Annotated in this window: 34 protein-coding genes; all 34 read left to right on the top strand. The window is 41.5% G+C overall.

The features are described 5' to 3' along the window. The first annotated feature begins 624 nt into the window (after positions 1 to 624). The 34 genes from I2503_RS05820 (at position 625) to I2503_RS05655 (ending at position 21,898) form a co-directional block, all read left to right on the top strand. The gene (locus tag I2503_RS05820; protein WP_196967318.1) at positions 625 to 1,917 is read left to right on the top strand and encodes a solute carrier family 23 protein; all 1,293 of its coding nucleotides are present in this window, start codon (positions 625 to 627) and stop codon (positions 1,915 to 1,917) included. Between the two features lie 312 nt (positions 1,918 to 2,229). Further along, complete coding sequence (gene rpsJ / locus I2503_RS05815) at positions 2,230 to 2,538, top strand: 30S ribosomal protein S10 (protein ID WP_135036571.1); 309 nt, start codon at positions 2,230 to 2,232, stop codon at positions 2,536 to 2,538. 245 nt (positions 2,539 to 2,783) lie between these two features. Beyond that, positions 2,784 to 3,410, top strand: coding sequence for a 50S ribosomal protein L3 (gene rplC / locus I2503_RS05810; protein WP_135036568.1), 627 nt, complete (start codon positions 2,784 to 2,786; stop codon positions 3,408 to 3,410). 24 nt (positions 3,411 to 3,434) lie between these two features. Then, positions 3,435 to 4,058: a 50S ribosomal protein L4 gene (gene rplD / locus I2503_RS05805; RefSeq protein ID WP_196091741.1), complete on the top strand. Its 624-nt coding sequence runs from the start codon at positions 3,435 to 3,437 to the stop codon at positions 4,056 to 4,058. Then, a complete protein-coding gene (locus tag I2503_RS05800) occupies positions 4,058 to 4,354 on the top strand; it encodes a 50S ribosomal protein L23 (protein ID WP_135036562.1) in 297 nt (98 codons plus the stop codon). The genes rplD and I2503_RS05800 overlap by 1 nt, the downstream gene beginning before the upstream one ends. Positions 4,355 to 4,371: 17 nt before the next feature. After that, complete coding sequence (rplB, locus tag I2503_RS05795) at positions 4,372 to 5,205, top strand: 50S ribosomal protein L2 (protein WP_196091742.1); 834 nt, start codon at positions 4,372 to 4,374, stop codon at positions 5,203 to 5,205. A gap of 98 nt (positions 5,206 to 5,303) precedes the next feature. After that, a complete protein-coding gene (gene rpsS / locus I2503_RS05790; RefSeq protein WP_000533765.1) occupies positions 5,304 to 5,582 on the top strand; it encodes a 30S ribosomal protein S19 in 279 nt (92 codons plus the stop codon). Positions 5,583 to 5,596: 14 nt separating this feature from the next. Further along, positions 5,597 to 5,941 (top strand): 50S ribosomal protein L22, encoded by a 345-nt coding sequence (gene rplV, locus I2503_RS05785; protein ID WP_135036556.1) that lies wholly within the window; start codon positions 5,597 to 5,599, stop codon positions 5,939 to 5,941. A 12-nt stretch (positions 5,942 to 5,953) separates the two neighbouring features. Then, entirely contained in the window at positions 5,954 to 6,607 is a 654-nt protein-coding gene (rpsC, locus tag I2503_RS05780) for a 30S ribosomal protein S3 (RefSeq protein WP_196091743.1), read from the top strand. 3 nt (positions 6,608 to 6,610) lie between these two features. Next, a complete protein-coding gene (gene rplP / locus I2503_RS05775) occupies positions 6,611 to 7,024 on the top strand; it encodes a 50S ribosomal protein L16 (RefSeq protein WP_135036550.1) in 414 nt (137 codons plus the stop codon). Between the two features lie 9 nt (positions 7,025 to 7,033). After that, positions 7,034 to 7,240, top strand: a complete 207-nt coding sequence (gene rpmC, locus I2503_RS05770) for a 50S ribosomal protein L29 (RefSeq protein ID WP_135036547.1) — start codon at positions 7,034 to 7,036, stop codon at positions 7,238 to 7,240. 25 nt (positions 7,241 to 7,265) lie between these two features. Next, positions 7,266 to 7,526 carry a 30S ribosomal protein S17 gene (rpsQ, locus tag I2503_RS05765; protein WP_002885836.1) on the top strand — a complete coding sequence of 87 codons (261 nt, stop codon included), beginning with the start codon at positions 7,266 to 7,268 and terminating at the stop codon, positions 7,524 to 7,526. Between the two features lie 25 nt (positions 7,527 to 7,551). Beyond that, positions 7,552 to 7,920 (top strand): 50S ribosomal protein L14, encoded by a 369-nt coding sequence (gene rplN / locus I2503_RS05760; protein WP_135036544.1) that lies wholly within the window; start codon positions 7,552 to 7,554, stop codon positions 7,918 to 7,920. Positions 7,921 to 7,997: 77 nt separating this feature from the next. After that, positions 7,998 to 8,303, top strand: coding sequence for a 50S ribosomal protein L24 (gene rplX / locus I2503_RS05755; protein ID WP_196091745.1), 306 nt, complete (start codon positions 7,998 to 8,000; stop codon positions 8,301 to 8,303). Positions 8,304 to 8,326: 23 nt separating this feature from the next. Further along, positions 8,327 to 8,869, top strand: coding sequence for a 50S ribosomal protein L5 (gene rplE, locus I2503_RS05750; RefSeq protein ID WP_135036539.1), 543 nt, complete (start codon positions 8,327 to 8,329; stop codon positions 8,867 to 8,869). A gap of 17 nt (positions 8,870 to 8,886) precedes the next feature. After that, a complete protein-coding gene (locus I2503_RS05745; protein ID WP_001085699.1) occupies positions 8,887 to 9,072 on the top strand; it encodes a type Z 30S ribosomal protein S14 in 186 nt (61 codons plus the stop codon). 340 nt (positions 9,073 to 9,412) lie between these two features. After that, positions 9,413 to 9,811 (top strand): 30S ribosomal protein S8, encoded by a 399-nt coding sequence (rpsH, locus tag I2503_RS05740; protein WP_196091746.1) that lies wholly within the window; start codon positions 9,413 to 9,415, stop codon positions 9,809 to 9,811. Positions 9,812 to 10,186: 375 nt separating this feature from the next. Beyond that, positions 10,187 to 10,726 carry a 50S ribosomal protein L6 gene (gene rplF / locus I2503_RS05735; RefSeq protein ID WP_196091747.1) on the top strand — a complete coding sequence of 180 codons (540 nt, stop codon included), beginning with the start codon at positions 10,187 to 10,189 and terminating at the stop codon, positions 10,724 to 10,726. Between the two features lie 77 nt (positions 10,727 to 10,803). After that, complete coding sequence (rplR, locus tag I2503_RS05730; protein ID WP_135036533.1) at positions 10,804 to 11,160, top strand: 50S ribosomal protein L18; 357 nt, start codon at positions 10,804 to 10,806, stop codon at positions 11,158 to 11,160. An 18-nt stretch (positions 11,161 to 11,178) separates the two neighbouring features. After that, positions 11,179 to 11,673: a 30S ribosomal protein S5 gene (rpsE, locus tag I2503_RS05725; protein WP_135036530.1), complete on the top strand. Its 495-nt coding sequence runs from the start codon at positions 11,179 to 11,181 to the stop codon at positions 11,671 to 11,673. A 13-nt stretch (positions 11,674 to 11,686) separates the two neighbouring features. After that, on the top strand, positions 11,687 to 11,869 hold the full coding sequence (gene rpmD / locus I2503_RS05720) for a 50S ribosomal protein L30 (protein WP_202056480.1): 183 nt from the start codon (positions 11,687 to 11,689) through the stop codon (positions 11,867 to 11,869). A 137-nt stretch (positions 11,870 to 12,006) separates the two neighbouring features. Next, positions 12,007 to 12,447 (top strand): 50S ribosomal protein L15, encoded by a 441-nt coding sequence (gene rplO / locus I2503_RS05715; RefSeq protein WP_160332870.1) that lies wholly within the window; start codon positions 12,007 to 12,009, stop codon positions 12,445 to 12,447. 22 nt (positions 12,448 to 12,469) lie between these two features. Continuing rightward, positions 12,470 to 13,780 (top strand): preprotein translocase subunit SecY, encoded by a 1,311-nt coding sequence (secY, locus tag I2503_RS05710; RefSeq protein ID WP_196967317.1) that lies wholly within the window; start codon positions 12,470 to 12,472, stop codon positions 13,778 to 13,780. Between the two features lie 103 nt (positions 13,781 to 13,883). Then, positions 13,884 to 14,540 carry an adenylate kinase gene (locus I2503_RS05705; RefSeq protein WP_196091750.1) on the top strand — a complete coding sequence of 219 codons (657 nt, stop codon included), beginning with the start codon at positions 13,884 to 13,886 and terminating at the stop codon, positions 14,538 to 14,540. 116 nt (positions 14,541 to 14,656) lie between these two features. After that, the gene (gene infA, locus I2503_RS05700) at positions 14,657 to 14,875 is read left to right on the top strand and encodes a translation initiation factor IF-1 (protein WP_001029883.1); all 219 of its coding nucleotides are present in this window, start codon (positions 14,657 to 14,659) and stop codon (positions 14,873 to 14,875) included. Positions 14,876 to 14,899: 24 nt separating this feature from the next. Then, positions 14,900 to 15,016 (top strand): 50S ribosomal protein L36, encoded by a 117-nt coding sequence (gene rpmJ, locus I2503_RS05695; RefSeq protein ID WP_001808836.1) that lies wholly within the window; start codon positions 14,900 to 14,902, stop codon positions 15,014 to 15,016. 25 nt (positions 15,017 to 15,041) lie between these two features. Continuing rightward, positions 15,042 to 15,407 carry a 30S ribosomal protein S13 gene (gene rpsM, locus I2503_RS05690; RefSeq protein ID WP_196091751.1) on the top strand — a complete coding sequence of 122 codons (366 nt, stop codon included), beginning with the start codon at positions 15,042 to 15,044 and terminating at the stop codon, positions 15,405 to 15,407. An 18-nt stretch (positions 15,408 to 15,425) separates the two neighbouring features. After that, entirely contained in the window at positions 15,426 to 15,809 is a 384-nt protein-coding gene (gene rpsK / locus I2503_RS05685; RefSeq protein ID WP_135036512.1) for a 30S ribosomal protein S11, read from the top strand. Positions 15,810 to 15,855: 46 nt separating this feature from the next. After that, positions 15,856 to 16,791, top strand: coding sequence for a DNA-directed RNA polymerase subunit alpha (locus I2503_RS05680; protein ID WP_196091752.1), 936 nt, complete (start codon positions 15,856 to 15,858; stop codon positions 16,789 to 16,791). Between the two features lie 11 nt (positions 16,792 to 16,802). After that, positions 16,803 to 17,189 carry a 50S ribosomal protein L17 gene (gene rplQ / locus I2503_RS05675; RefSeq protein ID WP_160332874.1) on the top strand — a complete coding sequence of 129 codons (387 nt, stop codon included), beginning with the start codon at positions 16,803 to 16,805 and terminating at the stop codon, positions 17,187 to 17,189. Between the two features lie 223 nt (positions 17,190 to 17,412). Further along, on the top strand, positions 17,413 to 18,663 hold the full coding sequence (locus I2503_RS05670) for a gamma-glutamylcysteine synthetase (RefSeq protein ID WP_196091753.1): 1,251 nt from the start codon (positions 17,413 to 17,415) through the stop codon (positions 18,661 to 18,663). Positions 18,664 to 18,946: 283 nt separating this feature from the next. Then, on the top strand, positions 18,947 to 20,182 hold the full coding sequence (locus tag I2503_RS05665) for an MFS transporter (protein ID WP_196091754.1): 1,236 nt from the start codon (positions 18,947 to 18,949) through the stop codon (positions 20,180 to 20,182). A 178-nt stretch (positions 20,183 to 20,360) separates the two neighbouring features. Continuing rightward, a complete protein-coding gene (locus tag I2503_RS05660; RefSeq protein WP_196091755.1) occupies positions 20,361 to 21,302 on the top strand; it encodes a VOC family protein in 942 nt (313 codons plus the stop codon). Then, positions 21,299 to 21,898, top strand: a complete 600-nt coding sequence (locus I2503_RS05655; RefSeq protein WP_196091756.1) for a hypothetical protein — start codon at positions 21,299 to 21,301, stop codon at positions 21,896 to 21,898. The genes I2503_RS05660 and I2503_RS05655 overlap by 4 nt, the downstream gene beginning before the upstream one ends. The last annotated feature ends 315 nt before the right edge of the window (positions 21,899 to 22,213 follow it).

Raw genomic sequence — 22,213 nt, 5'->3', positions numbered from 1 at the left:
ATCGCATAGATTTATCATAGTGAACGAGCTAGAATCTACCATATCAATCTCCATTCTGATGATTTATAAGACTAGTATAGCTAGATTTCTAGTTCAGTTGAAGACACCTTGTTATTGGGCGTTTACGGAGAAGTGAATGAATAGACCTATAATATTGCTGCTCTTCGTTTTCTTTCCGAATCGAAGGTCTTGTCAAGAGTCCTAAAATCTGGTAAAATAAATACTCGAAATAAAGACTTTTAAGGTAGGACAGAGAGCCTACTAAGGACTTTTCGAACATTCAGTATAAAATAGGAGTGGGGTTGTGCAAACTCTACACTTGTTTTGTGTGATATTTAATCGAATACAAATCCGCCAGAGTCTCATTTCATGATGAGGCTTTTTTTAAAGCCAAATCAAATAAAACGCGCCTTCTTATTTTGATATAGTCTTTTAGTTTGCTTTAGAATAAGGCTGCGGGTCGTAGACAGCTCAAAATCTCTGAGGGAGATTTTGAGCTTGTTGATAAAACTTTCGAAGAAAGTTTCAAATAAGTACGGCAAGACGAGCTAACACAGTAATAAAAGATAAACTAGAAGAGTATAAAGAATGCCATCAAAATAAGAGAATACAAAGGGGGATAAAATGGCAGAGAAACGTTTGTTATTTGATATTCATGAAAAGCCAGACACTGCAAAAGGGTTGTTGCTAAGTGTGCAACACGTTTTTGCTATGTTTGGGGCGACAATCTTAGTTCCAATTTTGCTAGGAATGTCTATTTCAACAGCTCTTCTAGCTTCAGGGATTGGGACTCTGATCTATATGGTGTCCACTAAATTTAGCGTTCCTGTGTATCTAGGTTCTTCATTTGCCTATATCTCAGCTATGGCTTTTGCCAAGGAGCAAATGGGGGGAGACATCAGTGCGGGCCAAACAGGAATCATGATGGTCGGTTTGATTTATGTGCTTGTCGCCTTGATTGTTTCTAAAATTGGAACAGGTTGGATTGATCGTCTTTTGCCACCAATCGTGATTGGGCCTATGATTATGGTGATCGGGTTGGGACTGGCCAATACAGCGGTCACTTCAGCTGGTTTTGTGCAGGATGGGGATTGGAAGAATATGCTGGTAGCCTCAGTCAGCTTTATGATTGCCGTAACCATCCAAACCCGAGGACGTGGCTTTCTGCGGGTGATTCCATTCTTGATTGCCATTGTCGGAGGCTATCTCGTAGCAGTTCTCTTGGGAATGGTAGATTTTACACCAGTCAAAGAAGCTGCTTGGTTCTCTTTGCCAGATCTTAGCTTGCCATTTGCGACAGGAATTGGAAGTTTTAAAGAATACAAGTTTTACTTCGGACCGGAAGCCTTTGCGATTTTGCCAATTGCGATTGTGACCATCGCGGAGCATGTCGGGGATCATATGGTTCTGGGAGAAATTACAGGTCGAAACTTTTTGAAAAACCCTGGTTTGAATCGAACCCTGATTGGTGATGGGGTGGCGACAGCGGTATCTGCCTTTATCGGTGGGCCAGCCAATACAACTTACGGTGAAAACACAGGGGTTGTTGGTTTGACTCGGATTGCCAGTGTATCTGTCATTCGGAATGCAGCCTTCATCGCCATTGGGCTTAGCTTCTTCTCTAAGTTCACAGCTTTGATTTCAACCATTCCAAGTGCTGTGCTTGGAGGAATGTCCATTCTGCTTTATGGGGTTATTGCCAGTAACGGTTTGAAAGTACTGGTTCGGGCGCGTGTGAACTTTATGGAATCACGGAACTTGGTTATTGCCAGTGCTATGTTGGTTTTAGGCCTTGGTGGTGCGGTCTTGAAACTTGGATCAGACTTTGTGATCTCAGGAACTGCCTTGGCAGCCTTGGTGGGTGTTCTCTTGAACCTCATCTTGCCAGCAGCTTCTGGGGAGTCCAGTGAAGAATAGATTTTTACTAAATAAGTAGAAAAGAGGGGTCTACTTCCCATGATTTATAATCAGAGGGAGTAGGCTTCCCTTTTTTGTTCCGTCTTTCTTCTATATATAAGAAAAAATCTCCTTTTAAATTTTTTTCAAAAAAACTTAGCATTTCCCTTGCAATGCTTCCGCGCGTGTGGTAGACTATTCAAGTGCTGTGAAAAACACAGTCTTAGCTTTGATACAAGAGGTTGCGACACGCTCGGTTGCATTGCCACGCAAGGCGGTCGGTTTTCTTGAGGAGCTAGCCTATTACTTAAATAGACGAAAAAGGAGAAAAAGATGGCAAACAAAAAAATCCGCATTCGCTTGAAGGCTTACGAACACCGTACACTTGACACAGCGGCTGCTAAAATCGTAGAAACTGCTGGTCGTACAGGTGCTGAAGTAGCGGGTCCAATCCCACTACCAACAGAGCGTAGCCTATACACAATCATTCGTGCGACTCACAAATACAAAGATTCTCGCGAACAATTTGAAATGCGGACACACAAACGTTTGATCGACATCATCAACCCAACTCAAAAAACAGTTGACGCTTTGATGAAATTGGACCTTCCAAGTGGTGTAAACGTAGAGATCAAACTTTAATCAGAAAGCGAAGAACCCAAGTAAGTCTGTCAATAGAACTAGATAGAGTTGATCTGGGTCTCTCTTCGATAATTGAACCCGGCCTGAGCGCTGTGCAAAAAAGATAAACCTCCTAGTGTTCTTGGAACACATCGTCGGTTCCCTATTTTTGCTTTGCACTCTGAGACCTTGGTATCTTCATTTGAGCATGAAAAACGCTCGTTAAAAACTTTTTGAAAAAATAGAAAGAAAAGGAACATTTTCTCATGACAAAAGGAATCTTAGGGAAAAAAGTGGGAATGACTCAAATCTTCACTGAATCAGGTGAGTTTATCCCTGTTACTGTTATTGAAGCAGCTCCAAACGTTGTTCTTCAAGTTAAAACAGTTGAAACAGACGGATACAACGCCGTTCAAGTTGGTTTTGATGACAAACGTGAAGTATTGAGCAACAAACCTGCCAAAGGCCATGTAGCAAAAGCTAACACAGCTCCTAAGCGCTTCATTCGTGAATTCAAAAACATTGAAGGCTTGGCAGTTGGTGACGAAATCTCAGTTGACACTTTCCAAGCTGGAGATGTTGTTGATGTAACAGGAACTTCAAAAGGTAAAGGTTTCCAAGGTGTCATCAAACGCCATGGTCAATCACGTGGACCTATGTCTCACGGTTCTCGTTACCACCGTCGTCCTGGTTCAATGGGACCAGTTGATCCAAACCGCGTCTTCAAAAACAAACGTTTGGCTGGACGTATGGGTGGCGACCGTGTAACAATCCAAAACCTTGAAATTGTTCAAGTTGTTCCAGAGAAAAACGTTATCTTGATCAAAGGTAATGTACCAGGTGCTAAGAAATCTCTTATCACTATCAAATCAGCAGTGAAGGCTGCTAAATAATAAGGAAAGGGGAAAACAGTCACAATGGCAAATGTAAAATTATTCGACCAAACAGGTAAAGAAGCTGGCGAACTTGCCTTGAACGATGCAGTATTTGGTGTTGAGCCAAATGAAGCAGTTGTGTTTGATGTGATCATCAGCCAACGTGCTAGCCTTCGTCAAGGTACTCACGCAGTGAAGAACCGTTCAGCAGTATCTGGTGGTGGCCGTAAACCATGGCGCCAAAAAGGAACTGGACGTGCTCGTCAAGGTTCTATCCGCTCTCCACAATGGCGTGGTGGTGGTGTTGTCTTCGGACCAACTCCACGTTCATACAGCTACAAACTTCCACGCAAAATGCGTCGTTTGGCTCTTCAGTCTGTTTACTCAGAGAAAGTTGCTGAAGACAAACTTGTAGCAGTTGAAGGTCTTTCCTTCACAGCGCCAAAAACTGCAGAATTTGCAGCTGTTCTTAAAGCACTTAACATTGATTCAAAAGTACTTGTGATTCTTGAAGAAGGAAATGAATTTGCTGCACTTTCAGCTCGTAACCTTCCAAACGTAAAAGTTGCGACTGCAGCAACTGCAAGTGTTCTTGATATCGTGAATAGCGACAAACTTCTTGTTACTAAAGAAGCGATCTCAACTATCGAGGAGGTTCTTGCATAATGAACTTGTATGACGTTATTAAAAAGCCTGTCATCACTGAGAAATCAATGGCTCAAATGGAAGCAGGAAAATACGTATTTGAAGTAGATACACGTGCACACAAACTCTTGATCAAGCAAGCTGTTGAAGCTGCTTTTGAAGGCGTTAAAGTTGCAAACGTAAACACAGTGACTGTAAAACCTAAAGCAAAACGTGTTGGACGTTACAACGGTTTTACTGCAAAAACTAAGAAAGCTATCATCACACTTACAGCTGATTCAAAAGCAATCGAGTTGTTTGCTGCTGAAGCTGAATAATCTAAGGAGGAAATAGCGTGGGAATCAGAGTTTATAAACCAACTACAAATGGTCGCCGTAATATGACCTCTTTGGATTTCGCTGAAATCACAACTAACAAGCCAGAAAAAACCTTGCTTGTTCCTTTGAAAAACAAAGCTGGTCGTAACAACAACGGTCGTATCACTGTTCGTCACCAAGGTGGTGGACACAAACGTCATTACCGTTTGATCGACTTCAAACGTAACAAAGATGCGGTTGAAGCAGTTGTTAAAACAATCGAGTACGATCCAAACCGTTCAGCGAACATCGCTCTTGTACACTACACAGACGGTGTGAAAGCTTACATCATTGCTCCTAAAGGTCTTGAAGTAGGTCAACGCATCGTTTCTGGACCAGATGCCGATATCAAAGTCGGAAATGCTTTGCCACTTGCAAACATTCCTGTCGGTACAATGATCCACAACATTGAGTTGAAACCAGGACGTGGTGGTGAGTTGGTCCGTGCTGCTGGAGCATCTGCTCAAGTATTGGGTCAAGAAGGTAAATACACTCTTGTTCGTCTTCAATCTGGCGAAGTTCGTATGATCCTTTCAACTTGCCGTGCAACTGTCGGTGTTGTTGGTAACGAACAACATGGATTGGTTAACCTTGGTAAAGCTGGACGTAACCGTTGGAAAGGTGTTCGCCCAACCGTTCGTGGTTCTGTAATGAACCCTAACGATCACCCACACGGGGGTGGTGAAGGTAAAGCACCAGTCGGACGTAAAGCACCATCAACTCCATGGGGCAAACCTGCTCTTGGACTTAAAACTCGTAATAAGAAGGCTCGTTCTAACAAATTGATCGTACGCCGTCGCAACGAGAAATAATAAACACAAGTGAATCCGCCAGCTCGGTAGGGTAGACAAGGCTTTTTGCCTTGCTCCCAAGCCGCTGTGGTACTGTATTTTAAAGGAGAAAAATAAAAATGGGACGTAGTCTTAAAAAAGGACCTTTCGTCGATGAGCATTTGATGAAAAAAGTTGAAGCTCAAGCGAATGATGAAAAGAAAAAAGTCATTAAAACTTGGTCACGTCGTTCAACGATTTTCCCAAGTTTCATTGGTTACACAATCGCAGTTTATGATGGACGTAAACACGTACCAGTTTACATCCAAGAAGACATGGTAGGTCACAAACTTGGTGAATTTGCACCAACTCGTACTTACAAAGGTCACGCTGCTGACGATAAGAAAACACGTAGATAAGAGAGGAGAACGACATGGCAGAAATGACTTCAGCTAAAGCAATGGCTCGTACAGTGCGTGTTTCACCTCGTAAATCTCGTCTTGTGCTTGATAACATTCGTGGTAAAAACGTTGCTGACGCAATCGCAATCTTGAAATTCACTCCAAACAAAGCTGCTGGTATTATCGAGAAAGTTTTGAACTCTGCAATCGCTAATGCTGAGAACAACTTAGGTTTGGACAAAGCTAACCTTATTGTAAGTGAAGCTTACGCAAACGAAGGACCAACAATGAAACGTTTCCGTCCACGTGCCAAAGGTTCAGCTTCACCAATCAACAAACGCACTTCCCACATCACTGTGGTAGTTGCAGAACAATAAGGAGGTTAACTCGTGGGTCAAAAAGTACATCCAATTGGAATGCGTGTCGGTATCATCCGTGACTGGGATGCTAAATGGTATGCTGAAAAAGAATACGCGGATTACCTTCATGAAGATCTTGCTATCCGCAAATTTATCCAAACAGAATTAGCAGACGCAGCTGTTTCAACGATCGAAATCGAACGTGCTGTGAACAAGGTTAATGTTTCTCTTCACACTGCAAAACCAGGTATGGTTATCGGTAAAGGTGGAGCAAACGTTGATGCCCTTCGTGCTAAATTGAACAAAATGACTGGAAAACAAGTTCACATCAACATCATCGAAATCAAAAAACCTGATTTGGATGCACACCTTGTTGGTGAAGGAATTGCTCGTCAATTGGAGCAACGTGTTGCTTTCCGTCGTGCACAAAAACAAGCTATCCAACGTGCAATGCGTGCTGGAGCTAAAGGAATCAAAACTCAAGTATCTGGTCGTTTGAACGGTGCGGATATCGCTCGTAGCGAAGGATACTCTGAAGGAACTGTTCCACTTCACACATTGCGTGCAGATATCGACTATGCTTGGGAAGAAGCAGATACAACTTACGGTAAACTTGGTGTTAAAGTATGGATCTACCGTGGTGAAGTTCTTCCAGCTCGTAAAAACACTCAGGGAGGTAAATAACCAATGTTAGTACCTAAACGTGTGAAACACCGTCGTGAGTTCCGTGGGAAAATGCGCGGTGAAGCAAAAGGTGGAAAACAAGTAGATTTCGGAGAATTTGGTCTTCAAGCTACAACTAGCCACTGGATCACAAACCGCCAAATCGAAGCTGCCCGTATCGCTATGACTCGTTACATGAAACGTGGTGGTAAAGTTTGGATCAAAATCTTCCCTCACAAATCATACACTGCGAAAGCTATCGGGGTTCGTATGGGATCTGGTAAAGGGGCACCTGAAGGTTGGGTTGCACCCGTTAAACGTGGTAAAGTAATGTTTGAAGTTGCTGGTGTTTCTGAAGAAGTTGCACGTGAAGCGCTTCGTCTTGCTAGCCACAAATTGCCAGTGAAATGCAAATTTGTGAAACGTGAAGAGAAGTAAGGAGAAAGCATGAAACTTGAAGAAATCAAAAAATTTGTTGAAGAACTTCGTGGTCTTTCTTCAGAAGAACTTGCGAAGCGTGAAAACGAATTGAAAAAAGAATTGTTTGATCTTCGTTTCCAAGCGGCTACTGGTCAATTGGAACAAACAGCTCGTTTGAAAGAAGTGAAAAAACAAATCGCTCGTATCAAAACAATTCAATCAGAAGTTAAATAGACTTGGGAAAGGAGAAATCTAACTAATGGAACGTAATCAACGTAAGACCCTTGTTGGACGCGTAGTTTCTGACAAGATGGATAAAACAATCACAGTTGTAGTTGAAACGAAACGTAACCACCCAGTCTATGGTAAACGTATTAACTACTCTAAAAAGTACAAGGCTCATGATGAAAACAATGTTGCTAAAGAAGGCGATATCGTTCGTATCATGGAAACTCGTCCGCTTTCAGCTACAAAACGCTTCCGTCTTGTAGAAGTTGTTGAAGAAGCGGTTATCATCTAATCGAACCGAAAAGGAGAAAAGGTAAATGATTCAAACAGAAACTCGTTTGAAAGTTGCTGATAACTCAGGTGCCCGCGAAATCTTGACAATCAAGGTTCTTGGTGGTTCAGGACGTAAATTCGCTAACATCGGTGATGTTATCGTAGCTTCTGTAAAACAAGCGACTCCTGGTGGTGCGGTTAAAAAAGGTGACGTTGTGAAAGCCGTTATCGTTCGTACTAAGACAGGTGCCCGTCGTGCAGACGGTTCTTACATCAAATTTGATGAGAACGCTGCAGTTATCATTCGTGATGACAAAACACCTCGTGGAACACGTATCTTTGGCCCAGTTGCACGTGAATTGCGTGAAGGTGGCTTCATGAAGATCGTTTCTCTTGCACCAGAGGTATTGTAAGAAACACACAAACGATAGTCCCCTGGAAGCTTTCTTTCAGGGTGCCCCTATGGGCGTAAGAATTTAAGGAGAAAAGAATGTTTGTAAAAAAAGGCGATAAAGTTAAAGTAATCGCAGGTAAAGACAAAGGTGTAGAAGCAGTTGTCCTTACTGCTCTTCCAAAAGTTAACAAAGTCATCGTTGAAGGTGTCAACATCGTTAAGAAACACCAACGTCCAAACAACGAACTTCCTCAAGGTGGTATCGTTGAAGTGGAAGCTCCAATCCATGTATCTAACGTACAAGTATTGGATAAAAATGGTGTTGCTGGACGTGTTGGCTACAAATTTGTAGACGGCAAAAAAGTTCGTTACAACAAAAAATCAGGCGAAGTGCTTGATTAATCACGAAGGAAAGGAGAAGAAACATGGCTAATCGTTTGAAAGAAAAATATCTTAATGAAGTAGTCCCTGCTTTGTCAGAGAAGTTCAACTACTCTTCTGTAATGGCAGTTCCAAAAGTAGATAAAATCGTTTTGAACATGGGTGTTGGTGATGCAGTTTCAAATGCTAAAAACCTTGAAAAGGCTGCAGAAGAGCTTGCACTTATCTCTGGTCAAAAACCATTGATCACTAAAGCGAAGAAATCTATCGCCGGCTTCCGTCTTCGTGAAGGTGTAGCGATCGGTGCGAAAGTAACCCTTCGTGGTGAGCGTATGTACGATTTCTTGGACAAATTGGTTTCTGTATCACTTCCACGTGTGCGTGACTTCCAAGGTGTTCCAACTAAATCATTCGACGGACGTGGGAACTACACACTTGGTGTGAAAGAGCAATTGATCTTCCCTGAGATCAGCTTTGACGACGTCGATAAAACACGCGGTATGGATATCGTTATCGTAACGACAGCGAATACAGATGAAGAGTCTCGCGAATTGCTTGCTGGACTTGGAATGCCTTTCGCTAAATAATTCAGGAGGAACTTAAATTGGCTAAAAAATCAATGATCGCTAAAAATAAGCGTCCTGCAAAGTTCTCTACACAAGCTTACACTCGTTGCGAACGTTGTGGACGTCCACACTCAGTTTACCGCAAATTTAAGCTTTGCCGTGTTTGCTTCCGTGAACTTGCTTACAAAGGGCAAATCCCAGGCGTAACAAAAGCTTCTTGGTAATCCAATGATGCAAAGGACGTTAAAAAATCCGAATGAAAATAGGAGGCCAGACGTAGAAGCTTTAGCTTCTAGGAGTGAAAGTGTTCGGCGAACACTTTCAGCCCTGCCGCTAGAAATTTAAACCGGCAGGATTCACAAATGAAGCAGAAAGACTATGGTTCGGCCTCAATTCAAGTGTTGTGAGTAGGTTTGTTTTAGTCCTTACTCGAATTACTTGATCTATGGATTTCAGTCCTTTCTCAAACTTTCTTCACCAGAATTTGGTGAGACCTAGGCGAACGCCTATTCATTAACTAGCAAGTGACTTGCTCAAACTACTAGTAAGAGGAGAAATCAAAAAATGGTTATGACTGACCCAATTGCAGACTTTTTGACACGTATTCGTAACGCTAACCAAGCTAACCACGAAGTACTTGAAGTACCTGCATCAAACATCAAAAAAGGTATTGCTGAAATCCTTAAACGTGAAGGTTTTGTTAAAAACGTTGAAATGATCGAAGATGACAAACAAGGCATCGTTCGCGTATTCTTGAAATACGGACCAAACGGTGAAAAAGTTATCACAAACTTGAAACGTGTTTCAAAACCAGGTCTTCGTGTTTACAAGAAGAGTGAAGATCTTCCAAAAGTCTTGAACGGACTTGGAATCGCGATTGTATCAACTTCTGAAGGTTTGCTGACTGATAAAGAAGCACGCCAAAAGAATGTTGGTGGTGAGGTAATCGCCTACGTTTGGTAATCACATGATGCAAAGGACGTTAAAAAATCCGAATGAAAATAGGAGGCCTGACGCAGAGGCTTTAGCCTCTAGGAAGGACTATCTTTTTCACTAGGATTTTAGTCCGTGCTCAAATTCAAGATGCGAGAGCGTTAAGCAGCCCCAGCGAAAATAGGAAACCAGACGCTGAAGCTATAGCTTCTAGGAAGGTTTATCTTTTTCGCCCCAGGCTGTAGCTCGAGATCAATTACAGGCGTGAGACTCTGACGTGAGTTCCTGCGCTTGTATATTCATGATTGAAGGATTTAGATAGAAGTTGGTCTTCTAAATTTCCTCTTGATCATACCCCGTGAAAACTAGTCGCTTTGCGGCTCGATAATTTAACAGGAGATAAACATGTCACGTATTGGTAATAAAGTAATCGTATTGCCTGCAGGTGTTGAATTAAACATTGCAGATAACAATGAGGTTACTGTAAAAGGTCCTAAAGGTGAATTGACTCGTGAATTTGCTAAGGACATCGAAATTCGTGTGGAAGGTACTGAAGTAACACTTCACCGTCCAAACGATTCTAAAGAAATGAAAACAATCCACGGAACTACACGTGCCCTTTTGAACAACATGGTTGTTGGTGTATCAGAAGGATTCAAGAAAGAACTTGAAATGCGTGGGGTTGGATACCGTGCACAACTTCAAGGAAGCAAATTGGTTCTTGCAGTTGGTAAATCTCATCCAGATGAGGTTGAAGCTCCAGCTGGAATTACTTTTGACTTGCCTAACCCAACAACAATCGTTGTTTCAGGTATCAACAAAGAAGTAGTTGGCCAAACTGCTGCTTACATCCGTAGCCTTCGTACTCCTGAGCCATACAAAGGTAAAGGTATCCGTTATGTTGGAGAATACGTACGTCGTAAAGAAGGTAAAACTGGTAAATAATAGATGGGACTTGCTTGCAAGTCCTCGCATTTACCAACTCTGTGCTTAGCACAAACAAAAAATAAGAGGTGAAAATTGTGATTTCGAAACCAGATAAAAACAAACTCCGCCAAAAACGCCATCGTCGTGTTCGCGGAAAACTCTCTGGAACTGCTGATCGCCCACGTTTGAACGTATTCCGTTCTAATACAGGCATCTACGCTCAAGTAATTGATGACGTAGCGGGTGTAACGCTCGCAAGCGCTTCAACTCTTGACAAAGACGTTTCAAAAGGTACAAAAACAGAACAAGCTGCCGTTGTAGGTAAACTTGTTGCTGAACGTGCAGTTGCTAAAGGTATTTCTGAAGTGGTGTTCGACCGCGGTGGATATCTATATCACGGACGTGTTAAAGCGTTGGCTGATGCAGCTCGTGAAAACGGATTGAAATTCTAATAGGGAGGACACTGAAAAATGGCATTTAAAGACAATGCAGTTGAACTTGAAGAACGCGTAGTTGCCATCAACCGTGTTACAAAAGTTGTTAAAGGTGGACGTCGTCTACGCTTCGCAGCTCTTGTAGTTGTTGGTGACCGCAATGGCCGTGTTGGATTTGGTACTGGTAAAGCTCAAGAAGTTCCAGAAGCAATCCGTAAGGCTATCGAAGATGCTAAGAAGAACTTGATTGAAGTTCCTATGGTTGGTACAACAATCCCTCACGAAATCACATCAGAATTTGGTGGAGCTCGTGTATTGTTGAAACCAGCTGTTGAAGGGGCTGGAGTTGCCGCTGGTGGTGCTGTTCGTGCCGTCATCGAATTGGCAGGTGTTGCAGATATTACATCTAAATCACTTGGTTCAAACACTCCAATCAACATCGTTCGTGCAACTGTTGAAGGATTGAAACAATTAAAACGTGCTGAAGAGGTTGCTGCTTTACGTGGTATCTCAGTATCTGACTTGGCATAAGAAAGGGGATAAAATGGCTCAAATTAAAATTACTTTGACTAAGTCTCCAATCGGACGCAAGCCAAACCAACGTAAAACGGTTGTTGCCCTTGGACTTGGCAAATTGCATTCTTCTGTTATCAAAGAAGATAATCCAGCTATCCTTGGAATGGTTAATACCATCTCTCACTTGGTAACTGTAGAAGAAGTTAAATAAGAAGATCATGGCTAAGTCGCAAAGAAAAATCTTTGCGACTTACAAGCCATATAGACAAGCGAGTTTTTGTAAAAGTTTCCGTTTTACAAAAGCGCTAGCCCGTGACAAAGGTCACTAAAAAAGGAGAAATAAACAGAATGAAACTTCATGAATTGAAACCAGCAGAAGGCTCTCGTAAAGTTCGTAACCGTGTAGGTCGTGGTACTTCATCCGGTAACGGTAAAACTTCAGGCCGTGGACAAAAAGGTCAAAAAGCTCGTAGCGGTGGTGGCGTACGTCCAGGATTTGAAGGGGGACAAACTCCATTGTTCCGTCGTTTGCCAAAACGTGGTTTCACAAACATCAACCGTAAAGAATATGCGATTGTCAACCTTGATCAATTGAACGTCTTTGAAGACGGTGCAGAAGTAACACCAGTTGCTTTGATCGAAGCTGGAATTGTGAAAGCTGAAAAATCAGGCGTTAAAATCCTTGGTAACGGCGAATTGACTAAGAAATTGTCTGTGAAAGCAGCTAAATTCTCTAAATCAGCTGAAGAAGCAATCACAGCTAAAGGTGGATCAATCGAGGTCATCTAAGAAACGATAGAGAGGTTACTCTATGTTCTTTAAAATTTTAAGGGATTCCTTAAAAATTAAGCAGGTCCGGACCAAGATTTGGATGACCCTCTTTATCCTTTTCGTTTTCCGCGTTGGAACGCATATTACTGTTCCAGGTGTGAATGCCCGGGTCCTTGCTGACTTGTCTCAATTGTCCTTCCTTAACATGTTGAGTTTGGTATCGGGGAATGCCATGCAGAACTTTTCGGTTTTTGCCTTAGGTGTTTCTCCCTATATCACCTCCTCCATTGTTGTTCAACTACTCCAAATGGATATTGTTCCTAAGTTTGTAGAGTGGGGAAAACAAGGTGAGGTTGGACGACGAAAACTCAATCAAGCCACACGTTATATTTCCCTATTCCTAGCTTTTGTACAATCAATTGCGATTACGGCAAGTTTTAATACCTTGTCCAATGCTCAGTTGGTGCCTACACCAAACTGGCAGACCTATCTCTATATTGGCTGTATCTTGACAACAGGTAGTATGATTGTAGTTTGGTTGGGAGAACAAATATCCGACAAAGGTTATGGGAACGGGGTTTCCATGATTATCTTTGCCGGTATTATCTCTGCCATTCCGCGGACTATCTCAGGACTTTACGAAGATTACTTTGTGAATGTCCCAGCGGATCGTCTACAGAATTCAGCGATTTTCCTTGGATTGGTTGCTCTAGCTGTCTTAGCGATTATTTATTTCACTACTTTTGTACAGCAGGCTGAATACAAAATTCCAATTCAATATACAAAATTGGTACAGGGGGCTTCTTCTAGTTCCTACCTTCCTTTGAAGGTGAACCCAGCAGGGGTTATCCCCGTTATCTTCGCCAGCTCTATTACAGCTGCACCAGCCGCTATTGTTCAATTTATGATTTTAAGCGGAAATGATGCAGCCTGGGTTAGAAATGTGCGAGATCTCCTGTCGACGGATATGCCGTCAGGGATTGCCTTGTATGCACTTTTGATTATCCTCTTTACCTTCTTCTATACCTTTGTGCAGATTAATCCTGAAAAAACTGCTGAAAACTTGCAAAAGAGTTCAGCCTATATTCCAGGAGTTCGCCCAGGTAAGGGAACAGAGGTTTATATGTCCAAACTCTTGCGACGCTTAGCTCTCGTGGGCTCACTCTTCTTGAGTTTCGTTGCTATTATCCCAATCGTTGCTCAAAACGTATTCGGTTTGGCCGAAGCCGTAGCTTTGGGAGGAACCTCATTGCTGATTTTGATTTCAACAGCCATTGATGGAATCAAGCAGTTGGAAGGTTATCTTCTTAAACGTCGTTACGTTGGCTTTATGCATACAGATACAGAATAGAATTCGGAGGATATCAGTCTAGGCTGATTCCTCTCTATTTTGTTTTTTACTAAGTTTATCAAGCGATTGATAGATTTAGTGGAAAACAAAAAGGAGAAAAGACATGAATCTTTTGATTATGGGCTTGCCAGGTGCCGGAAAAGGGACTCAAGCAGCTAAAATGGTCGAAGAATTTGGCCTTGCTCATATTTCTACTGGGGATATGTTCCGTGCGGCAATCGCCAATGAAACGGAAATGGGCTTGTTGGCAAAATCCTACATGGATCAAGGACAATTGGTACCAGATGAAGTAACCAATGGAATTGTCAAAGAGCGTCTCTTGCAAGATGATATCAGCCAAAAAGGTTTCTTGTTGGATGGTTATCCACGTACCATTGATCAAGCACATGCTTTGGATCAAACCTTGGCAGATTCAAACATTCAATTGGATGGAGTGGTGAATATCGATGTTGACCCAAGCATTCTTTTAGATCGTTTGAGTGGTCGATTCATCTGTCGAAATTGTGGAGCAACCTATCACAAGATTTTCAACCCAACAAAAGTTGAAGGAACTTGTGACAACTGTGGTGGCCATGACTTTTACCAACGTGAAGATGATAAGCCAGAAGCTATCAAAACACGTTTGGACGTCAATATTGCTCAAGGTCAGCCAATTCTTGAACACTATGCTGCTAAAGGCTTGGTCTTTGATATCCAAGGAGATCAAGAAATTGACAAAGTATTTGCAGATATCCAAGCTGCATTAGAAAAAATCAAATAATCTACACTTTGTATCTTGCATTAAAACAGTCTTAGTGGTACACTAGTTAGGTTCTGACTTATCTTGTCCCTCTATACCCAGAGGACATAAATCGAAATTTAGGGAGGTACTTTTGCGTGGCAAAAGACGATGTGATTGAAGTTGAAGGTAAGGTAGTCGATACCATGCCAAACGCAATGTTTACGGTTGAACTTGAAAATGGACATCAGATTTTAGCAACAGTTTCTGGTAAAATTCGTAAAAATTATATTCGTATTTTAGCGGGAGACCGTGTGACAGTCGAGATGAGCCCATACGATTTGACTCGTGGACGGATCACCTACCGCTTTAAATAAAGGAAAAAATTGGAGGATTAAGAAATGAAAGTAAGACCATCAGTTAAGCCAATTTGCGAATACTGTAAAGTTATTCGTCGTAATGGTCGTGTTATGGTTATTTGCCCTGCAAATCCAAAACACAAACAACGCCAAGGTTAAAATCAGTTACTAGAAAGGAGAAAACATGGCTCGTATTGCTGGAGTTGACATTCCAAATGATAAACGTGTAGTTGTATCACTTACTTATGTTTACGGTATCGGACTTCCAACTGCTAAGAAGATTCTTGCTGCTGCAGGTGTTTCTGAAGACATCCGCGTGAAAGATCTTACACCAGATCAAGAAGACGCTATCCGTCGCGAAGTTGATACAATCAAAGTTGAAGGTGACCTTCGTCGTGAAGTGAACTTGAACATCAAACGCTTGATGGAAATCGGTTCTTACCGTGGAATCCGTCACCGTCGTGGACTTCCTGTCCGTGGACAAAACACAAAAAACAATGCTCGTACTCGCAAAGGTAAAGCTGTTGCGATTGCAGGTAAGAAAAAATAATATAGGAGGTAAACAGTCTTGGCTAAACCAACACGTAAACGTCGTGCGAAGAAGAATATCGAATCTGGTATTGCTCACATCCACGCAACATTCAATAACACTATCGTTATGATTACCGATGTACACGGAAACGCAATTGCTTGGTCATCAGCTGGTGCACTTGGTTTCAAAGGTTCTCGTAAATCTACTCCATTTGCTGCCCAAATGGCATCAGAAGCAGCTGCTAAATCTGCTCAAGAACATGGTCTTAAATCTGTAGAAGTTACAGTTAAAGGTCCTGGTTCAGGTCGTGAATCTGCTATCCGTGCACTTGCTGCTGCAGGTCTTGAAGTAACTGCAATTCGTGATGTTACTCCAGTGCCTCACAATGGTGCCCGTCCTCCAAAACGTCGTCGTGTATAATTGATTTTAAATTTACACAGCTTTTCGTTTTAAGAGGGAGTATAAAATGATTGAGTTTGAAAAACCAAAAATAACAAAAATTGATGAAAATAGTGATTACGGCATGTTTGTTGTTGAGCCACTTGAACGTGGTTACGGAACAACACTTGGGAACTCCCTTCGTCGTGTCTTATTGGCCTCCCTTCCAGGAGCAGCAGTAACATCTATCAATATTGAAGGTGTATTGCACGAATTTGATACAGTTCCAGGTGTCCGTGAGGATGTGATGCAAATTATCCTCAACGTCAAAGGAATTGCTGTAAAATCATTCGTCCAAGACGAAAAGATGATTGAATTGGATGTTAAAGGGCCTGCTACCATTACAGCTGGCGATATTTTGACAGACAGTGATATCGAAATTGTCAACCCAGATCATTACCTCTTTACCATTGGTGAAGGAGCAACCTTCAAGGCTCGTATGACTGTTCATACTGGTCGTGGATATGTTCCAGCTGATGAGAATAAGTTGGATAATGCTCCGGTTGGTACATTGGCGGTAGATGCAATCTACACACCAGTGAAAAAAGTCAATTACCAAGTTGAACCTGCACGTGTGGGTAGCAATGATGGTTTTGACAAATTAACACTCGAAATCATGACCAATGGAACAATTATTCCAGAGGATGCTCTCGGTTTGTCTGCTCGTATTTTGAATGAGCACTTGAATCTATTTACTGATCTTACTGAAGTTGCAAAAGCAACAGAAGTGATGAAAGAAGCAGATTCAACTTCTGATGATCGCGTATTGGAACGCACAATCGAAGAATTGGATCTATCTGTTCGTTCATACAACTGTTTGAAACGTGCAGGCATCAATACAGTATATGATTTGACTGAGAAAACTGAAGCCGAAATGATGAAAGTGAGAAACCTTGGCCGTAAGAGTCTTGAAGAAGTGAAATTCAAACTTCATGATCTTGGTCTTGGTCTAAAAGAGAAATAGAGGAGGAAATAATGGCTTACCGTAAATTAGGACGCACAAGTTCACAACGTAAAGCGATGCTTCGTGACCTTACAACTGATTTGCTCATTAACGAATCAATCGTAACTACAGAAGCTCGTGCAAAAGAAATTCGTAAAACAGTTGAAAAAATGATTACCCTTGGTAAACGTGGTGATTTGCACGCACGTCGTCAAGCAGCTGCTTTCGTACGTAACGAAATTGCAAGTGAAGTATATGATGCTGAAAATGATAAAATCGTTACAACAACTGCACTTCAAAAATTGTTCTCAGACATCGCTCCGCGCTATGCTGATCGTAACGGTGGATACACTCGTATCTTGAAGACAGAACCACGTCGTGGTGATGCAGCTCCAATGGCGATTATCGAACTCGTCTAAAATCATCAATTTTGTTGAGTGTTATGATGATGGAGTCTTTTGACTCTTAGTCTAGCTCTGGTCTAGCACCAGGAGTAATCCTGGTGCTAACACTCATCATAATGGTGGTGACGCTTGTTTACGCAATGGCTCTTAAAAAGAACCATGGCGTAAGCAGGCGTTTTTGTTTTTTAGCAGGAAAAATTTGGTATACTGGTTAGAATAAGTGAAAAGAGGACAGCCTATGCATCATTTTTTTCATGAAAACTATCTTTCGAAACTCAAAGAAAATCCTGAACTTTTCATTGGGATTGAATTAGAATTTCCAATTGTTCAAGTTCATGGGCAAGCAACCGATCATTCCGTTTCTATTTCTTTGCTTCACCATCTTGTTCAAATTTTAGAGTTTACGATTGTGAAAGTTGATGAACAAGATCAGCCGATTGAGATTGTCGCTGCAAATGGAGATGTGATTCTGTTTGAAGTCAGCTACAACACCTTGGAATTTGCCTTTGCTAAGTCTGAGAATTTATTTGGCATTGCGAATCGTTTTCAGATCTACCTCGAGGCTATTCAGTCATTCCTTCTTCAATACGACCACCAACTTCTCGGTTCAGGGATAAACCCTAATTGGGCTGTGAATGATAATCGACCAGTGGCTACAGGGCGTTACCAGATGTTGATGGATTATCTGGCTTTGGGAGCGAATTATGTAGAGCTTCATCCTTATCTAGATTATGCTGCCTATATTTGTGGAAGTCAGGTTCAGTTTGATGTTAGTAGAAGCCGGTTTTTACGGGTCCTAAATGCGTTTAATAAGATTGAGGCTGCCAAGGCTTACTTATTTGCCAATTCCTCTTTTGAGCCACTCAAAAACTGTGCTTTGGCACGTGATTCCCTTTGGGAAGATTCGATGCACGGCTTGATTCCTCAGAACGTGGGAATCTATCCTAGCGATTTTGAATCAGAGGAGGATTATATTGACTTTAAAAGCCAATCTTCTTTTTTCTACACAGAAAGAGACGGAACCTATTATTATTTTGAGCCGATTCCGTTACAAGAGTACCTCCAGAAAGATGCGATTCGTGCCTATGGTCTTGATGGGAAGCGCTTGAACTTGAAGCCGGATCGGTCGGATCTTAAGAACCATCGTTCCTATCATTACCAGGAGTTGACCAAGCGGGGCACAGTTGAATTTCGGAGCATCTGTACCCAACCCTTGGAAGCTACCTTTGCGCCGGCCGCCTTTCATCTTGGCCTCTTAACGGAATTGGAAGCCTTGGAAGATTTGCTCGACCATTCGCCATTCTTTGAGCTTATGGGGCGTGATTATGCGCAATTACGTAAAGATTTTTCTCGTCAGGATTTGAATGCAAAAGAAAAAGAAGCCATCCGAGCCTTCTCACAAGAGCTAATCAGCTGCGCAAAGAGAGGTCTTCAGCAAAGAGGATTGGGGGAAGAGATTTTCCTAGCGAATCTACGAATAACCAAATAATTTAAATAATATCTTGACAAAAATTCGGAATATGATAAACTTTAGACAATTTAGGGTAAATCGTGTTCGGGAAAAAGAATATTATGAAGAAATGAAAAGCTCTTCAAACTCTCGAGTCTCTCGCTTACGATAGGTGAGAGATTTTTTTTGAGCACTTTTGACCTAAAAAATAGAAAGGAGAAAGTTTATTGTTTTGCATCCACGGGAATAGGAGGATTTTATGGATAAAACGAGGTCAATTATTGACCTATTTTAAAGTTAGTTACGCATAAAGGAGTAAAAGATGAAGTTGTCAAAAAATGATCGCAACGCATTAATATCAGCTGTTATAGCTTCAGGTACGGATGACTTAAATGTCATGTTTTTATCCTTTTCCCTTACATCCATTATTGCTTCATTGGCGATTAGTAAAGTAGAAGCGGGCTGGATTGCGACAATTACCAATCTTGGTATGTTATTCGGTGGTATTGTTTTTGGGGTTTTAGCCGATAGATACAATAAGTTTAAAATTTTTCGTTGGACCGTAACTATCTTTTCTTTAGCAACGGCTCTTATTTTCTTCACTCCTAATTTGGAATACCTCTACTGGATGCGCTTTATTGCAGGTGTTGGAGTAGGTGGAGAATATGGTGTGGCTATTGCTATCATGGCTGGTTTGGTCCCGAAAGAGCAAATGGGAAGAATGTCCTCTATCAACGGAATCGTTGGGCAAATAGGTTCTATAGCCTCGGCAGCTTTGGCTGGTTTGATTGCCCCGATTTTTGGTTGGAGAGGACTATTTTTGTGTGGCTTACTTCCCCTTGGAATTGTTCTTTGGTCTATGATAGCGGTTGATGCGGATAAGGTCAGTGATTTTGATGCAAGTCAAGCCAAGGAATCTAAACAGGAGAAAGGCAAGATTTGGGATTTGTTTTCAAGTCCCCAAATTGCTGCCCAGACTATATGTTTAATGGTGATGACAACGGTTCAGATAGCTGGCTACTTTGGAATGATGAACTGGTTACCGAGTATCATGCAGGAACAAGCTGGAGTTAGTTTGAGTGGTTCCTCAGTTTGGATGATTACAACGATTCTTGGAATGTGCTTAGGTATGATTGTTTTTGGGAACTTATTGGATCGTATTGGACCAAGAAAAAGTTATGGTATATTTTTAGTGGCTTCAGCCTTGTCTGTATATCTCTTTAGCTTTGCACGGACAGAGTGGAGTATTTTAATCGCTGGTGCGGTTGTTGGTTTCTTTGTTAATGGGATGTTTGCAGGATACGGAGCCATGATTACGCGTCTCTATCCTTATTCTGTTCGTTCTCTTGCTAATAATGCTATCCTGAATGTTGGACGAGCCATTGGAGGGTTCTCATCTGTTGTGATTGGTTTTATCCTACAAAACGCCACTGTGACAATCGTCATGCTCTTTCTGGCAAGTCTCTATTTCCTTAGCTTGTTAGCAATGTTGAGTATTTCAAGTCTCAGGCAGGAGCAGTATCAAAAACTCAATGGATTGGTAGGTCGTTTAGATTAGTCAAGTTTGCATTCGAAAATAAGGATTACTTGGCTGATGAAGGAAGGGATAAGAACTTGGAGTCGTTTGAATACTCTAAGTTCTTTTCATTTGTTGTATCAAAACGAACCAAATCATTGTTTGATGATAAAAAGTGGTGTATAATTACCACTAGTTAGTAACAAAGAGGAGAGACCTTATGAAAGCAGCAATTCATCATATTTCAGTTTTAGCCAGTGATGCAGCAGAAGCTTATCAGTTTTATCATGGTATCCTAGGTCTTTCTCTGCACTTGAAAACGGTGAATCAGGATGACCCGACCATGTACCACTTGTTCTTTAGTGATGAAACGGGGCGCGAGGGAACAGAATTTACTGTTTTTGAGACCAAAACTTTTCCCAAACATCAATCTGGGACAAATGCTTTAGAGCGTACGGTGTTTTGGGTAGCTAATCAGGAAAGTTTGATATTTTGGAAGACACGTTTAAATCAGGCAGGCGTATCAACGGAATGGGCTAGATTGTGGAACCAGGAGGCTCTCTTTTTTAGTGATCCGGACGGTCAAAAATTGGCTTTGGTTTATCCTGAAAAGTTAACTTGGCAGGTTTATCCGCCAAAGAATCCCAGCATAGATCCTTCAAATGCTATTCTAGGGTTGGCGGGTGTAGTGATTCGGGTTCAAAATCAACAAACCGTTACAGAACTTTTGACAAGGGTATTTGGTTTTGAGGAAGCACCTTTTTTTGATGCAGAACTAATGGGGGATAGCCGCCTAGATGCTGATTCCATTTTTCCCCAACATGTATGGATTGTGGAAGATAAAGAACAAGCACCACAGCAGTTGGGACGAGGTGGTATCCATCATCTTGCGCTGGGAGTTGGCTCACTGGAGGAGTTAAAGCAGACTGCGAGTGATCTATCTGCGAAAGGCATTCTCCATTCCCGGATTGTGAATCGAGATTTTATGCATTCCCTTTACTTTAAGGAATGGCATGGGATGGTCTTGGAAGTCGCCACTCCAATTTCAGAAAAACTTGTGATGGATTATGATACGATGGAAAGTTTTCATCATCTCCCCTTATATTTGCCGGATTTTCTGGAGCCGAATCGAATGATTATAGAAGAAGGGTTGAAACAATGACCAGCTTAAAATGGAGTTATAGAGCAGCAGAAGAGCCTTTGTTGGTGCTTTTTCATGGTAGCGGGGGAACTATTCAAGAAATGCTTGGTTTTGGGAAAAAGCTTGCGCCTACCCATAGTCTGTTAGTGGTTCAAGGAGATTATACTTTTGGAAGTGGCTATCGTTATTACCCACCACTAGAAGAGAATCAAAATGATTTAGAACAGAGACACCTGTTTCAGGAAAAGTTTGAGATAACATGGGAAGCATTACGAGAAATCTGGGAGAATAGGCCCCTTATCTTTTTAGGCTACTCCAATGGAGCTAATGCTATTCTCAGTCTTTTAGAAATGAGTAAAGACCTAGCTGATGATTATTTGTTACTTCACCCAAGTTTATTACAATGGAATCATCAAGAAAAACAAAAAGGAAATGTCTACTTGTTCTTAGGAGAGAACGATCCATGGACTTCTAAAGAAGAGTTAGAAGACTATTTTGAAGAAAAATCAGACATCTTTCCATCCCTTCATCTTAACTATTTATCCGAAAATCATGTGATAAATCAAGCAGAATTCAACTGGATAGAAAATTTTTTGAAAAAAAGTAAAAAAAATTAAACAAAACCCTTGCAAAGACCAATATCATGTTGTATACTAATAAAGTCCTGAAGGGAGAGTTCCTTAAACGGGACGCAATCAGTAGAATAGTTCGGCTCAAACGAACGAAAACAAAAAAACTTCAAAAAAGTTAAACAAAAGTGTTGACAAACCATTGAGGTTTTGATAAACTGATTAAGTTGTCTCGTGAGAGACATGACCTTTGAAAACTGAACAAGATGAATACCAATGTGTGGGTAGTAGGAATACTACCTGTCAATAATAAATTCGAAGCTAAATCAAAAGACTTCAAGGCAAACTGACGCAGGTAGAACT

The organism is Streptococcus sp. NLN64, assembly GCF_015831295.1.
Taxonomy (GTDB): Bacteria; Bacillota; Bacilli; order Lactobacillales; family Streptococcaceae; genus Streptococcus.
The sequence above is the reverse complement of the archived record's forward strand: the minus strand, read 5'-3'. Positions and strand labels throughout refer to the sequence as shown.